Source organism: Acinetobacter pengchengensis, from assembly GCF_982235305.1.
Map to the genome: position 1 here is coordinate 1,280,565 of NZ_CEVATJ010000001.1, position 15,195 is coordinate 1,295,759.

13 protein-coding genes and 1 pseudogene are annotated in these 15,195 nt (G+C 38.8%); 9 read left to right on the forward strand and 5 right to left on the reverse strand.

Going from position 1 to position 15,195, the window contains the following annotated elements:
• Window positions 1–56 precede the first annotated feature (56 nt).
• From AC0T5Z_RS06260 to pyrF, 3 genes are all read left to right on the forward strand, one after another.
• Window positions 57–362, forward strand: a complete 306-nt coding sequence (locus tag AC0T5Z_RS06260) for an integration host factor subunit beta (protein WP_004976773.1) — start codon at window positions 57–59, stop codon at window positions 360–362.
• Window positions 363–379: 17 nt separating this feature from the next.
• On the forward strand, window positions 380–745 hold the full coding sequence (locus AC0T5Z_RS06265) for a lipopolysaccharide assembly protein LapA domain-containing protein (RefSeq protein ID WP_291335539.1): 366 nt from the start codon (window positions 380–382) through the stop codon (window positions 743–745).
• A gap of 183 nt (window positions 746–928) precedes the next feature.
• Window positions 929–1,609 (forward strand): orotidine-5'-phosphate decarboxylase, encoded by a 681-nt coding sequence (gene pyrF / locus AC0T5Z_RS06270; protein WP_435336916.1) that lies wholly within the window; start codon window positions 929–931, stop codon window positions 1,607–1,609.
• A gap of 135 nt (window positions 1,610–1,744) precedes the next feature.
• On the opposite strand, the gene AC0T5Z_RS06275 is transcribed toward pyrF, so the two are convergent.
• Both AC0T5Z_RS06275 and AC0T5Z_RS06280 read right to left on the reverse strand, forming a co-directional pair.
• Complete coding sequence (locus AC0T5Z_RS06275) at window positions 1,745–2,650, reverse strand: LysO family transporter (protein WP_291335535.1); 906 nt, start codon at window positions 2,648–2,650, stop codon at window positions 1,745–1,747.
• A 67-nt stretch (window positions 2,651–2,717) separates the two neighbouring features.
• Complete coding sequence (locus AC0T5Z_RS06280; protein ID WP_291335533.1) at window positions 2,718–4,196, reverse strand: flavin-containing monooxygenase; 1,479 nt, start codon at window positions 4,194–4,196, stop codon at window positions 2,718–2,720.
• 184 nt (window positions 4,197–4,380) lie between these two features.
• On the opposite strand from AC0T5Z_RS06280, the gene AC0T5Z_RS06285 reads away from it, so the two are divergent.
• The 4 genes and pseudogenes from AC0T5Z_RS06285 to AC0T5Z_RS06300 all read left to right on the forward strand — a co-directional run.
• The gene (locus AC0T5Z_RS06285; RefSeq protein WP_291335531.1) at window positions 4,381–5,388 is read left to right on the forward strand and encodes a helix-turn-helix transcriptional regulator; all 1,008 of its coding nucleotides are present in this window, start codon (window positions 4,381–4,383) and stop codon (window positions 5,386–5,388) included.
• 89 nt (window positions 5,389–5,477) lie between these two features.
• On the forward strand, window positions 5,478–6,632 hold the full coding sequence (gene zapE, locus AC0T5Z_RS06290; protein ID WP_291335529.1) for a cell division protein ZapE: 1,155 nt from the start codon (window positions 5,478–5,480) through the stop codon (window positions 6,630–6,632).
• A 357-nt stretch (window positions 6,633–6,989) separates the two neighbouring features.
• Window positions 6,990–9,155, forward strand: a complete 2,166-nt coding sequence (locus AC0T5Z_RS06295) for a malate synthase G (protein WP_291335527.1) — start codon at window positions 6,990–6,992, stop codon at window positions 9,153–9,155.
• 353 nt (window positions 9,156–9,508) lie between these two features.
• Window positions 9,509–9,753: pseudogene (locus tag AC0T5Z_RS06300) on the forward strand (DUF159 family protein); the annotation flags it as partial.
• 56 nt (window positions 9,754–9,809) lie between these two features.
• Here AC0T5Z_RS06300 and AC0T5Z_RS06305 read toward each other — a convergent pair.
• Complete coding sequence (locus tag AC0T5Z_RS06305; protein ID WP_291334101.1) at window positions 9,810–10,274, reverse strand: MarR family winged helix-turn-helix transcriptional regulator; 465 nt, start codon at window positions 10,272–10,274, stop codon at window positions 9,810–9,812.
• A 779-nt stretch (window positions 10,275–11,053) separates the two neighbouring features.
• On the opposite strand from AC0T5Z_RS06305, the gene AC0T5Z_RS06310 reads away from it, so the two are divergent.
• Window positions 11,054–12,577: a TerC family protein gene (locus AC0T5Z_RS06310; protein ID WP_291334103.1), complete on the forward strand. Its 1,524-nt coding sequence runs from the start codon at window positions 11,054–11,056 to the stop codon at window positions 12,575–12,577.
• Between the two features lie 276 nt (window positions 12,578–12,853).
• Here AC0T5Z_RS06310 and AC0T5Z_RS06315 read toward each other — a convergent pair whose 3' ends face one another.
• The gene (locus AC0T5Z_RS06315; protein WP_291334105.1) at window positions 12,854–13,714 is read right to left on the reverse strand and encodes an alpha/beta hydrolase family protein; all 861 of its coding nucleotides are present in this window, start codon (window positions 13,712–13,714) and stop codon (window positions 12,854–12,856) included.
• A gap of 141 nt (window positions 13,715–13,855) precedes the next feature.
• Here AC0T5Z_RS06315 and AC0T5Z_RS06320 point away from each other — a divergent pair, with 141 nt between their 5' ends.
• Window positions 13,856–14,308, forward strand: coding sequence for a hypothetical protein (locus AC0T5Z_RS06320; protein ID WP_291334107.1), 453 nt, complete (start codon window positions 13,856–13,858; stop codon window positions 14,306–14,308).
• A gap of 173 nt (window positions 14,309–14,481) precedes the next feature.
• Here AC0T5Z_RS06320 and AC0T5Z_RS06325 read toward each other — a convergent pair whose 3' ends face one another.
• Window positions 14,482–14,718, reverse strand: a complete 237-nt coding sequence (locus tag AC0T5Z_RS06325; RefSeq protein ID WP_291334108.1) for a hypothetical protein — start codon at window positions 14,716–14,718, stop codon at window positions 14,482–14,484.
• Between the last annotated feature and the right edge of the window lie 477 nt (window positions 14,719–15,195).

Below are 15,195 nucleotides of genomic sequence, written 5' to 3' on the forward strand. Positions count from 1 at the left end.
TAAACAGGTTATTATCAGTTTATGTAAAAGTAGCTTGATAATTAAAGAGGTCGCAGATGACTACTGAAGCACTGAACAAGTCTGACTTGATAGAACGAATTGCTTTAAAAAACCCCCATTTGGCTGAGCCATTGGTGGAAGAAGCTGTTAAAATCATGATTGATCAAATGATTGCATCACTATCGGCAGATAACCGAATTGAAATTCGTGGATTCGGTAGTTTTGCATTACATCACCGTGAACCGCGAGTAGGTCGTAACCCAAAAACAGGTAAGTCTGTAGAAGTTGCGGCTAAAGCTGTACCGCACTTTAAACCAGGTAAAGCACTACGTGATGCAGTAAATGAGTCTGTAAACAAATAAAATTCCTAGGGGTGTTTATGCGTTACGTTCTAGTCGCTATTTTAATTATTCTATTTGGATATTCTTTAGCATTGGTTTTGCAAAACGGCACGGAACTTTCGGTTGACCTGTTATTTACTCAAGTGCCTGCAATGCGTTTGGGTTTATTGCTACTGATTACATTGGCACTTGGTTTGGTGCTAGGGTTATTGCTGGGTGTGCAAGTGTTCCGTGTATTCCAAAATAGTTGGGAAATTAAGCGACTGCGTAAAGATATTGAGCATCTGCGTAAAGAGCAAATTCATGCAGCTCAACTTGCTGCTGCTGAAGCTGCTGCGCATACTCGTCATGAAAAAACGGTATTAGATGTGCATACTGAAGATCGTTCTTCTAATGCACTATAAACTATTCTGTTGAGCGAATTTATCATCAACACCTCAAGGTTTTCTTTGGGGTGTTTTTTTATTTGTGTCTTTCAGGAACGGCTGATTATTGTTGCGATGGGGGATAAGCTGTCTTTTTGACTATCTGCTTGGCACGAATCACTTTATAATAGCGGCTCTTTGTCAAATCCATAGGTAATTCTCTTGAGTATCATTGTTGCCCTCGATGCTAAAAGCCAATGTGACGCCTTAACCATTGCAGAACAATTAGACCCTGCATTGTGTCGAGTAAAAGTAGGTAAAGAGTTATTTACCCATGAAGGTCCAACCGTCGTGAAAGCCCTACACGACAAAGGTTTTGAAGTTTTTCTGGATTTGAAATTTCACGATATTCCAAACACAACAGCTCAGGCAGTATGTGCTGCAGCAGATTTAGGCGTGTGGATGGTCAACGTGCACGCTTCAGGTGGTCGTAAAATGATGGAAACCTGTGTGGAGCGTTTAAAAGCAGGAAATTATCAAACTCAATTGATTGCAGTGACTGTTCTAACCTCTATGGGACGTGAAGATTTAAAAGATATAGGTTTAGATATTGAGCCTTTTCAACAAGTTCAGCGTTTAGCTAAACTCACTCAAGAAAGTGGTTTAGATGGTGTGGTGTGTTCTGCACAAGAAGCCAAAATGCTACGCGAAACTTTAGGACAAGATTTTGCCTTAGTAACTCCAGGGATTCGTCCTGACGGTTCAAATGCTGATGATCAAAAACGTATTGTGACCCCAAAACAAGCCATGCTTGATGGTTCTACGCATATGGTCATTGGTCGTCCAATTACAAAATCTGATAACCCGCGTCAGACTTTGAAAGATATTTTAGCGACGCTTTAATCTTAACCTATGTAACTCTTTTTTTTAAGCAAGATAAGCCCTCTCTCTAACTCTCTCCAAGAGGGAGAGAGCACAATTAGCGCAAATCCTCTCTAACTTTCTCTCAGAGAGAAAGAGAACAATTGTTGATTCTTGTTAAATCGCTGCCAACACACTTACAGCAATGGGTGCGAGAATTGACAGTACAAATCCACTGACCATGGCATGTGGAATAAAATCATTGCCACAGGCTTGTTTGACCATGGGCAAAGTGACATCCATGGCAGTTGCGCCTGCGGCAGAAATCGCAGCGCGGGGATAACGCCATCCCAAAATATACATTAACAATATTGCAAAAATTTCTCTAAATAAATCATTCATTAACGCAATGCTACCTAATTCGGCATTGCGAAGCTCAGATACGACTATTCCGCTCATGGAATAAAACCCATAGCCTTGTGAGAGCATGAGCAAGTCTTGTAGAGTGATGGGGAGCCAAAATGAGCAAAGTAGTACACCTGCAATCGAACCTAATATGCAGCCTACGGGCACCATCAAAATTTTCCAATTCAGCCAAGAACGATCTAAAGGCGAATAAGCAAGATCGAGTCCAATCATCCACATAAACAGCAACAGTAAATACCAAGTGTTGATCTGAACTTTCAACTCCATAACACTGAAAACGAGATGCAGTAGGTAGCCTACCAATAGTGCAAAAAAGGCATAGCTGATATTAATGCAAGATTGAATCAATAACTGTAGTGAAACTTTACCTTGTGATGCTTGAAGCCCCAAACTTTTGTAAAGTAAATAGCAACATAGAAATGCACCAATTGAGGTGGCAAGCGCAATTTGTAAAGCTGTAGAGAGAAGATGCGATGGCTGCTGTAGTGAACCGAGCGTTTGTGAAAATTCCATCGCAATTGCAATGAGTAAGATATAGCTAAAATACGGAAGCAGTTGAAACGCAATTTTTTCGATTATAGGAGGAAGGCGTTTTGCCAGTACAAAGCCTAAGCCTAAACAGCAGAGTAATTCGAAAATCAGCCAAAGAGATTGCATGAGATCAACAGGTAGGAGATAGATAAAAACCTCTTGATTATGCCAGTTTACTTTTAAAAGCAGAAATTTATGCCACTTTGCTGATTAATCTGAAATCACTAGGATGTAGCGACTTGGTTTTTAGCCAATATTTCCAAGTATAGGTTGGCCAAAGAGCAAAGTTTTTTCCACCATCTTGTTGATACCAACTTACACAGCCTGATTGCCAAACTGTGTTATTCAGCATATCTTGCACATCGTGGTTAAATTGATCTTGTACTTGATCTTTCACTACAATTGCATTGCTCTGTGATTGTGTTACCAAATCCATCATTTGCAGAATATAATCGACTTGCGCTTCGATCATAAAAATAACTGAGTTGTGCGCCAAAACTGTATTTGGCCCAAGCAACTGAAACAAGTTTGGAAAACCTTTGTGGCTAATGCCATAATAACTCTCAGCGCCATCTTTCCATGCCTGTTTCAGCTCAATGCCATTACGACCGACACAATCAAAATGCTTTAAGTAGATACGTGGATCGGTAATAAAACCTGTACCATAAATCAGGCAGTCAATCTGACGTTCTTTACCATCTTTGGTGATGATGCCATTTGCAGTAATTTCCTGAATAGCATCTGTAACCAGTTCAACGTTTTTACGGTTAAAGGTTGGAAAATATTTGTTGGAAATCAAAATACGCTTACAACCCATGACGAAATCAGGAGTTAGTTTCTTGGCGAGTTCTTTATCTTTCACCTGAAAACGAATAAACGCTTCTGCCAGTTTTTGGGTATATTTCATCACACTAGGTTGCATGATTGGAATCGCGCGTGACTCATTTGACCAATACAAACGCGCACGATGTAATTTTCTAAACCAGTCTGCTTGTTTAAATAGTTTTTTCTCTACATTCAGATATTTGCGTTCATCTCGTGGAATGACCCATGCAGCCGTACGTTGCATCACATATATTTGTTTGACTTGGGGTGCAATTTCAGGAATGTATTGAATTGCGCTGCCGCCAGTACCAATAGATGCCACAACTTTACCATTTAAGTCGTATTGATGATCCCATTGTGAGGAGTGAAAAACCTTGCCCTGAAACTTTTCAATCCCTTTAATGTGAGGGATTTGCGGCACATGTAGTGGACCAGAAGCAAAGATTAAATATTGACAACTCATTTGTCTGCCATCTTTTAATGTAACGTGCCACAGACATTCTTTTTCATGGTATTCCGTATGCACCACTTCGCTGTTAAATTGGCAATATTCACGCAGATTAAACTGTTGCACCACATCTTGAATATACTGAAAAATTTCTGGCGCATCGGCATAACGTTTTGACCAGTCAGTTTTGGGTGCAAAGGACAATGAATATAGATGCGACTGTACATCACAAGCTGCGCCAGGGTATTGATTTTCACGCCAAGTACCACCCACTTCATTAGACTTTTCTAAAATCAAAAAGTTATGAATATTGCGCTGCAGCAAACGAATCGCCATGGCTAATCCACCAAAGCCTGCACCAATAATTGCGACTTGATAATGCGCTGCTGCAGCCTGCATGAAGGTATCCTTATATTTATTTTGTTTGACTTAGGTCTGTTTAACTTGTGTTTGTTTATGTCAGGATAGAATAAGCCAGCATGCGCTAACATGATCGTGCTGACATAAAAATTGATATTTTCGGCAATTTCTATCTGGGGACGAATCGGGTAAAAAGGATATTCCATTTCACATTGTTCAATTTATGAAAAGATCCATACTCGGCTTGATGTATTTAATACAAGGCATGCGTAAAGCAGGCGTTGATGTCGATGCAAAATTGCAAAGTATCGGCTTGTGTGCAGATGCATTGGACACCAGTTCTGTGATTCATCCCAGTCTGGAATGGGATATTTTAAACGTTATAGGCGCAGATGTTGAACCTGAAACGGGGTTGTTTATTGGACAGCATTATGCTTTGGCAGGTTATGGTCCATTATTGATGTTATTGGTAACCAGTCCAGATATTGCAACTGCACTAGAAAAAGGGATTCAATATCAAGGATTGACGCATTTAAGCGGGAAACTGAGTTTACAGCATAGCACGCGACATATTGCTTTGTGTTATCAACCCAATGATTTGCATAGTAATTTAGGTGTATTGCGTGCGCAGTGTGAAATTTCAGGCACATTTAAATTTATTCAAGACCTATATAAAATGATGGGGATGAGTGCGCCACGTATTCGCATAGAATTGCCATTTACACAGCCGCAGCAAAGTGAAGTTTTACAAACTTTTTATGATTATTACGGTCAAGATATTGTTTTTAATCAATCACAAGCAGCATTTTGGTTTGATGATTCAGTCCTCACTGCACGTATTCCATCTGCCGATTCGGTCACTTTTGGTAGTTACGAAGTCAAGTGTGTAATTGAGTTAGAGCGACTTAAACTTGAAGATGATGCGCCTTCGGTGGTACAGCGCGTAAAAGATTATTTGGAATTACAACAGGGTAGTATGCCGAGCATGGCAGAAACAGCACATGCTTTGCAAATTCCTGAACGGACTTTGCGCCATCAACTGCAACAACTTAACACCAGTTATAAACAAATTCGTGAAGATCTCATCAAAGATAAAGCATTACGATTAATTGAATATCAGGAATATTCAATTGAAATGATTGCAGAGTTACTTGGTTATTCAGAACCCGCAGCATTTAATCATGCCTTTAAGCGGTGGTTTGGACAAAGTCCACGCCAATATACGAAGTAGCCTAAGTAATTTGCAAACTATGCCAAAGTGCTATATCTCCCGATTCGATCTTCGTTATAATCTACAAGTCAAAATAAGTACTGATGAATATGTCTGATTTTAATTCGCCACAAGCCACAGCCTTTACTCCATTATCGCCTGCTGAGCGTTATGCACAAGCGTTAGCCTCTGGACAATTTATGCCAGATGATGCGCAGGCGCAGGCTGTACACGAACTTGAGCGTGTGTGGCAGGAATTAATTCAACGCTATAAAGCATCAAAAAAAGCGTTCCGACGTTTCCGCCGCCAAACAGCACCACAGGGTGTTTATATGTGGGGTGGTGTAGGTCGTGGTAAAACATGGCTTATGGATCAGTTTTATGACTCGATTCCATTTAGACGTAAAACACGTATGCACTTTCACCACTTTATGCAGCATGTTCATCGTGAACTGAACAAACTTTCGGGGCAGCGTAATCCGCTCGATTCTGTTGCAGACCAAATTTATAAAGATGCAGTGGTGATTTGTTTTGATGAATTTTTCGTATCTAACGTGACTGATGCGATGATTCTAAGTGACTTATTCCAAAAATTATTCCATAGAGGTATTACCTTAGTGGCAACCTCTAACATCGCGCCAGACGGTTTATATAAAAATGGTATCCATCGAGATCGTTTTATTCCAACCATTGAAATGGTCAAAAAACATTGCCAAGTGCTAAATGTCGATGCTGGTGTAGATTATCGCTTACGTGTTTTGAAACAGGCGCAATTATTTAAATCGCCCTTAACGCAAGATAATCAAAACTGGATGGCACAGCGTTTCAGTGCTTTGACCAATACACAACATCATTCTTCTGAGCCAATTATCATCAACCAACGTGTTGTCGAAACAATTGCGCATACTGAAGATGTGTTGTGGTGTGAATTTTCAGAACTGTGCTTTAAACCGCGTAGTCCTGCAGACTTTATTGAAATTGCAAATATCTACAATACTGTTTTGGTGAGCAATGTACCGCATTTAACCGATTTCTTGTCTGAAGGTACACGTCGTTTTATTTATTTGGTCGATGAATTTTATGATCGTGGTGTTAAATTATTATTGACCTCTGAAGATTCGATTATTGAAATCTATCAGGGCGAAAAGTTAGCATTTGAAATTGAACGCACGCGTTCACGTTTATTGGAAATGCAATCCGATGACTATTTAAATGCAGAACACCGCCAAATACAGGCAACAGAAGCCGAACAGCAAATTAGTTGATTTTAAAGCGCCTAGAATTAGGCGCTTTTTTATGTTAGAAATTCAGTGACTGCTGGTTTTATCGACATTTTGTTATAAACGTGGCTTAATCTTGAAAGGTTGAAATAAGACTGAAGCCGATTTTTACAACAAAATCTGAACTTAAGTCTAATTTCGACATTTAAAAAACTTTATACACTGTAAAAGTATATTTAGATGAGCAATAGTGTCGTGTTTCTGATCAGCATTTATGATGATTGTTGTCATTCATCTTGTAATAAATGATCGTTATTTTGAAATGTGATAATACTATTCAGCTAAATATAAATCAGTATACTAGAATCTCTTGTATAAAAAGTAGCAATATCAGGAAAGACAATGACTGCACGTATTCAAAAAGGCAAGTTAGCGATTGCTAAAGAACTTTACGATTTCATCGAAAATGAAGCATTACCAGGTTCTGGTTTAGACAGTGATACATACTGGAAAAACTTTGAGCAAGTCGTTGTCGATCTTAGCCCTAAGAACAAAACATTACTCGCAAAGCGTGATGAGCTTCAGGCTAAAATTGATGAATGGCACCGCAATAATACATTTGAATTAGAAGCTTACAAAGCTTTCTTGACTGAAATTGGCTACTTGCTACCAGAAGTAGAAGATTTTCAAATTACCACTGAAAATGTCGATGAAGAAATTGCACTACTTGCTGGCCCGCAGCTAGTAGTTCCTGTACGTAATGCGCGTTACTGCCTGAACGCAGCGAATGCACGTTGGGGTTCATTGTATGATGCACTTTATGGTTTCGATGTCATTTCTGAAGAAGGTGGCGCGGAAAAAGGTAAAGGCTATAATCCGAAACGTGGTGAAAAAGTTATCGCATTTGCGAAAAACTTCTTGGACGAAACTTTTCCACTGGCACAAGGCTCACATGCTGATGCCACTCAATATGCAGTTGAAGGCAATGTACTGGTTGTAACGTTAAAGGACGGCACTACTACGACTGTGGCTGATGCATCTAAATTTGTTGGCTATAACGGCGAAGCTGCTGCACCGAATGAAATCGTACTGAAAAATAATGGCTTGCATGCGCTGATCCAAATCGATGCAAATAGCCCGATTGGTCAAACTGATGCAGCTGGCGTTAAAGATGTGGTGCTTGAAGCCGCTGTAACAACAATCCAAGACTTGGAAGACTCTGTTGCAGCAGTAGATGCCGAAGAGAAGGTAGAAGGCTACCGTAACTGGCTAGGCTTAATGCGCGGTACGCTTGAAGAGTCTATCGAGAAAAATGGCAAGACTATTACTCGTAAGCTGAATGCTGACCGTACCTTCAAGAATCTGGAAGGTGGTGAAACTAAAGTTCACGGTCGTTCATTGATGCTTCTTCGTAACGTGGGTCACTTGATGACAAACCCGGCAATCCTGGTGGATGGCGAAGAAATTTATGAAGGCATCATGGATGCATTGGTTACTCCATTGCTTTCTGTAGCTGATATCCGTGGCGAAAACACGATCAAAAACTCTCGTAAAGGGTCTATGTACATCGTGAAGCCGAAAATGCATGGTCCTGAAGAGGTTGCATTTGCAGTAGAGCTGTTTGAGCGTGCTGAACAGGCGCTTGGCTTACCTGCGAAAACCCTGAAAATCGGTATCATGGATGAAGAGCGTCGTACTTCGGTTAACCTGAAAAACTGTATTGCTCAGGCGAAAGACCGTACCATCTTCATTAATACAGGCTTCATGGACCGTACTGGTGACGAAATCCATACCTTAATGGAAGCAGGTCCATTCGTTCGTAAGGGTGAAATCAAAGGCCAAAAATGGTTCCCAGCTTACGAAAACCGTAACGTAATGATCGGTCTGCAAGCAGGTCTGCGTGGTAAGGCACAGATTGGTAAAGGCATGTGGCCAAAACCAGACATGCTGTTAGACATGTACAAAACCAAGACTGAGCATCCGGAAGCGGGTGCAAGCTGTGCATGGGTACCATCTCCAACAGGTGCAGTGATTCACGCGATTCACTACCATCAAATCAATGTAGCAAACCGTCAGCAAGAATTACTTGCAACTGAAGTGCTACCTCTAGATGACCTGTTGACTCCACCATTGGCAACAGACACCAACTGGACCGAAGAAGAGAAACTGAAAGAACTGGAAAATAACTGTCAGGGTATTCTGGGTTATGTGGTTCGTTGGGTTGACCTTGGTGTGGGTTGTTCAAAAGTTCCTGACATCAATGATGTAGGCTTGATGGAAGACCGTGCAACTTTGCGTATTTCTTCACAACACGTTGCAAACTGGTTACGTCACGGTATCGTAACACGTGCACAAGTTGAAGACGTGATGCAGCGCATGGCGAAAATTGTAGATCAACAAAATGCTGATGATCCACTATACACGCCTATGTCTAATGACTTTGCTAACAACATTGCGTTCCAAGCTGCATCTGACTTGATCTTCAAAGGTGGCGAGCAACCTTCTGGTTATACAGAGCCACTTTTACACGCAGCACGTTTAAAATTAAAAGGTTACACAGGTGACTAATCCTCAAGGATTTTGATTTACTGATTATGTAATACAAACAAATGAGCCTCTTCGGAGGCTTTTTTGTGATCTGTAATTGCAGTATTTTTCGTGATAATTTTATCGCTGAATGGGTACAGAATGTACTTTTTCTGTTAGAAAACGCCACTAAACGTCAAATTGAGGAGTAGAGTGAAAGCTAATTTAGAAAGTTGCGAAACGACAAATAAAGCAAAATTCTAAATCACTTGCACAGGAAAATATGTGTAAAAATGCTTCGACTATGGTTTTAGCTGTGATGATAAATTAAGTATTCAGCGATATATGAAATTTGCCGTTTAAAGAGATGGTAGGGTTAAGAAGAAAATGTTTGATCTGCGAATAAGATTAGCATGGATCCCTCTGACCATGTTTCGATGAAGTAATTTCATGTGCATGGGGCTGTTAAACGCACTGTTATTGTTATTCCACTTGCACGTTTAGATGAAGTGCTGACTCTGAAACCACCGCACATACACTCCTTTGTGCAGGTCTTTCCTGTAGATGAGTTTGAGTGTTCGCATATTCAAAAAGCAAAGATCGAAAAGTAAGCCCTCAGCTTAACTTTTTCGATCTTTAAGTGCACTTTGTACTCAAAGTTAGGATAAGAACTGATGTGGAACAATAACGTGATATTTAGCGTGCTAAATTATTAAAAATATGACGTAAACTTTCCATCATTTTTTCAATTTGTAGGGGAGTCAGACCATCAAATGACTGCTCTAAAACAACGCTTGTCAGATCATTAATTTTGTTGGTCATCTCATTGCCTTTTTCTGTGAGCACGACGCGAGTGATACGCGCATCATCATCGCAAGAATAGGTTTCAACCAAACCTTCATCTTTTAAACGATATACAATTTTAGTTGTGGTTGACATTTTTGACACTACCATGTCTGATAAATCGGATACACTCGCATGCGATTTTGACCTTAATGCCAATAAAATACGACGACGAGAATTATCTAAACCATACTTTTTAAGTGCCTGATCGACATTGTGTACATATTGTGCATGTACTTGTGTAACCCAATAATACGGAAACTGTTCAATATCATATTGGTCGGCGGATGGTAGAAATTTTGAATATTTCTTAGACATTGCATATTCCCTGCATTGTTTTAATTGTATTTTTCATATTTCACATTTTATGTGAAAACTCATGTGCTTAGCAAGATGCTTTCAGTGGCTAAAATCTGATTGAAATTTAACGCAATATTATCCATTTCGATTAAAAAGCTAACTTTGCAACTGCTATTTTTCCAAGCATGTCGGTATTTGTTTCAGTTCAATCCAAATTCATGTGTCATATTAATTAATCCTCTAGAATTGTTTTAGTTTGGATTAATAGTGAGTGATCTCGTTTTATAAGTTGAATTATCAATTTAACCATCAACTTAGGGTGCATTTTAATTAAAAAAATATATTTGTACACTTGGCTCTTAGCTGAAAGTGCGGGCTTTTAGGCTGGATTGTATGGAAAACTTATAAACCTTGGTCTAATTTATGATGAATAATCATTGTTTATCAATATGTTAGATTGTGTTAAGGTGTGGATTGGTTTGAAGTTTTAATCTATGACTAATGCGTCTAAAGATAGATATATGACAATTCATTTGACATTTTAATCCATTCTCACGGCTTTTGTTCTGTTGTTGACGATCTTAAAAAAATTAAGAATATGAAAATAAAGTAAAAACCATCTTATAGATCATACTGTTTAGTTTTATTCAAAAAAATTAAAAATTTAATTACAAATGTTCAAGATTGTGCATAATTAAGCAATCTATTGCTAAAAAGGTTACTTTTATGGATCTGTCGCCGTGCGCAGGTCTACTTTATATTTCGATTTCTGCTAACTATCTCGGAGATATGAACTAATGGAGTTTTTATTAGATCCGGGAATATGGGTTGGTTTAATTACACTTATTATTCTAGAAATCGTATTAGGTATTGATAACCTAGTCTTTATTGCAATTCTTGCAGAAAAATTACCCCCAGAACAGCGTGATAAAGCCCGTGTGATTGGCTTATCTTTAGCGTTGTTTATGCGTTTAGGATTGTTATTTGCAATCTCTTGGTTGGTTACTTTAACCGAACCGTTAATTACCCTATTTGAAAAAACCTTTTCAGGGCGTGACCTCATTCTCTTGGGCGGCGGTTTATTCCTCGTCTACAAGGCGGTAGGAGAACTGCATGAGAAGATGGAAGGCAAACCTGAAATCAAAGTCACGACCAATGTGGTTTATGCAAGTTTTGCCGCAGTTGTAGCACAAATTGTTGTTCTAGATGCAGTTTTCTCTTTAGACTCAGTCATTACCGCAATTGGTATGGTCGACAATATCTATGTGATGATGATTGCAATGGTGGTTGCAATGTTGGTGATGTTGCTTGCATCTAAGCCATTAACTGCATTTGTGAACCGTCATCCAACAGTGGTGATTTTGTGTCTAAGCTTCTTACTTTTAATTGGTATCAGCTTAATTGCAGAAGGTTTTGGCTTTCATATCCCTAAAGGTTATATCTATTCAGGTATTGGTGTTGCGATTGCTATTGAAGCATTTAACCAATTTGGTCAGCGCAATGTTGCAAAACATGAAGCAAAAATTCCGTTACGTCATCGTACTGCAGATTCAATTTTAAAATTGATGGGTGGTCGAGTTGAAACCAGTAGCCCTGATTTGCACAATGAAGCGCAAGAAGCGTTTGCAGATGAAGAGCGCTACATGATTGGTGGTGTCTTAACATTGGCTGAGCGTTCAGTTGCTTCGATTATGACACCACGTAGCCAAATTTCATGGGTCAATATTGAAGATTCACCTGAACAAATCCGTGAACAGATTTTATCTGTACCACACAGCTTATTCCCAGTGTGTCGTGGTAGTTTGGATAAAGTCATTAGCATTGTACGTGCCAAAGAGTTATTGGATGTATTGGACGAAGAAGAAGAGCTTAAAGCTTTAATTAAACGTCAGCGCCCAATTTACATTTTTGAAAAAATGAAAGTGATTGATGCGATCAATACCTTGCGTACTTCTAAAGGTTCTTTGGTGTTGGTTAGTGATGAGTTTGGTAATGTCCAAGGTTTGATTTCACCGCTTGATGTGTTTGAAGCGATTGCTGGTGAATTCCCGGATGCTGACGAACAGTTAGATTTGATTAAAATCAATGAAAACGAATGGAAAGCAACAGGTATGCTAGATTTATACCAGCTTGAACTTGAACTGGGCATGATGGATCTGATTGAAGAAGATGCAGGCTACATTAGCGTTGCGGGTCTGATTTTAGATAAAACCCAAGGCGAAGTTCAGGTGGGGACGCAGTTGGATTATCAAGGTGTGCACTTTGAAGTGATAGAACTTGATGGCAACCGTATTAAAACTGTGATGATTCGTTTACGCTAATTGCCAAGCATTAAATTAACTCACTCAAAAAAGCTCTGCCGAAATGGTGGAGCTTTTTTCATGATGCAATAAAAAGATTGTGGTATTCCATTATGAAAATTTGTATTAACAAAAAGTCTGAGTTTTAAATGTTGAACATGAGCAGCGGTTAATATGGAATAGAAAAAAGAAGCAACCAAACAGGATTACAAATTTGGTTGCTTAAACAGGGAAAAGAAAAAGCGAGAAACTAAAACCAGAAAATGTCTAATTTGTAGGTGATGTCATCACTGAAAATTAAACTGCCAATTGATTTGCAATCACATCCCATAAATTTTGATGTGATTTTTTAAACATTGCCATGTGACCAATGGTTTTGTGCTGATAATGCTCAGGTTTGAGTTCTATCATAATGGTCGGGGCTTGAGGATAAAGACGGAGTAAATCTTGTACATTGGCTTCGGTGGCAATTTCATCATCTGAACTCCAAATTGCAGTAATTGGGCAGCGAATATCATCGTGATAATGCTGCGTAACTGTTTTACCAACCGCATTGATCACATAGCCAGGTTTGCTACAAAACTGTGCCCATTGTTGTGCCACATTTTTAGGTAAGTTTTCACCCATGCCAATTGCATTGGTTGGACCATATCCATGAGTAATTCTGGCAAGTGGAAAAATAACATTAAACATCACTGGAGCAAGCAGGCGAGTACGACCTTTTAAACCTTTTGTGTGGCCTGTAGAGCCAGAAACAGCCACGACTTTTGCCACTTTATGATATTCAGGATTAATCCCTAATAATTGTCCGCCTGCACTATGTCCCAATAAAACGACCTGTTCGGCTTGTGTTTTTTGCAGCAAAGTATTTACTGCTGCAGGAATATCTAACTGTCCCCAATCGACAATACTGGCATTACATTGTTTTAATGGTTCATGCAATGAATCACCAATACCACGAAAATCAAAACACAGAACAGCATAGCCTTGTTCATTTAGCCATGTGGCAAAAGCGTGATAAAAACTTTTAGTAATGCCTGTCGCTGGACAAATCAAGACAGGTAGACGTTGTGCTTGTGTATATTGATTTGGATAATAACGGGCAGCTAGAGCATAACCATCTGCACAAATAATATTTAAGCTTTCAAATGTGCTCATAATGTTTTTAAGAATGAAGAGAGTAAATTTACTTTACACGAGTTCTAAAAAGAAACTTGTATTTATTCTGACTCTAAAGTCAAGCAGAGTAGTCTGCGAGTATAGTTAAATAGCCATACGAAAAATAAAAGAGTGTTAAACATGGAAAGTTTATCTTTGGCAGTGCGCCTTGCACTTATCTTCAGTGGAATATTTTTGTGGGTGGGGATGCTTACAGGCGTGTGGAAATATTGGCAAATTCGTGCTTCTGCCCAAGCGCGTGCACACTATTACGTGGATATCGCACATCGCAGTAGCTTGTTATATGCACCTGCGAGTTTAATTTTAGCGGTCTTGGCTTATTTTTGTATTTGGGATGCCACTGTAATTTTAATGTGTGTGATTCTAAATTTAGTATTTTTCAGCTTTTCTATTCTGAGTTATATCTTGCATGGATTGCTTAAAGACACCACCAATCAATTTAAACAACCGCATCAAATTGCAACAAGGACATTACCAAGTTGGTGCATGAGTCAGGCGATGCTGTTATTGATTGTGGCTGAATTGGGCGGGACGAGTGTGTTGTTGCTCGGTGCAATCTATGGGTTGTTGTAATTCTAATTGCTTAGTTTAATTTTTTCATGGTAGTCAGCAGAAGATTTTGAGAAGTTTGTTGTAGATCAGGAGTGATGATTAGAGTCTGTTTTCTGAGTTTGGCGGCAGAGGAGTGATCCATCTGCCGCAAAGTGAAAGCGAAAAAAATAAAATGAGTGTGCATTAGGGTAAAATTAATGAATTTCTACCTTTTTACGCCCACGAAACTTTTGGTCAATCGATGTCCAAATGGCAAAGGCTATACATACCAATAAGGCATATAAAAAATAGGTTGGTTTCAAGTTGCCTTGAATTGAGCCTTGGAGCAATAGGGTGAGCATCAGTGCAAAAGTGGTGCTTAAAAAAGTAACTAGATTTTGGTTAGCCTTCAGAGCGTTAATGAAGACTTGCGTATTGAAATGTGTAAACATCTCCATCCCTCCTTGTTATAAATCACTAAAATCTGAGCATTTTATTCAGATTAGTTTTAATGTTCTACCTTGTTTCTCAAACTATTTCAAGTCCTTATAGTCATATTTTGATAAAAAACATCATTTTTGTAAGAAATACCACTATTTTTTATCATTTATTTACAAAATAATAAAAAGTAGCGTGTTTTTTTAGTTATTTAAATACGATTTCTATCGTACTTGCATATTTTATGCCAGCTAATTTTGAGGGCGACTATACGACTTTAGCGTTAATTTGAGATGTGTTTAAAATGGTTGAATGGTTTATTTTATTTTAGTATTTTATTGAAAATATTTTAATTTCATTTGTTTATTTATACCAAAAAAATATTTGGGTTGCTATCATCATGGCTGGAAAATTGCCTTAAAAAGAGGTAGCTTTAGCACAAGAAACAATAAGTTCGAGTTTGGGTAAAACCTGACAATTATTGTCTAACT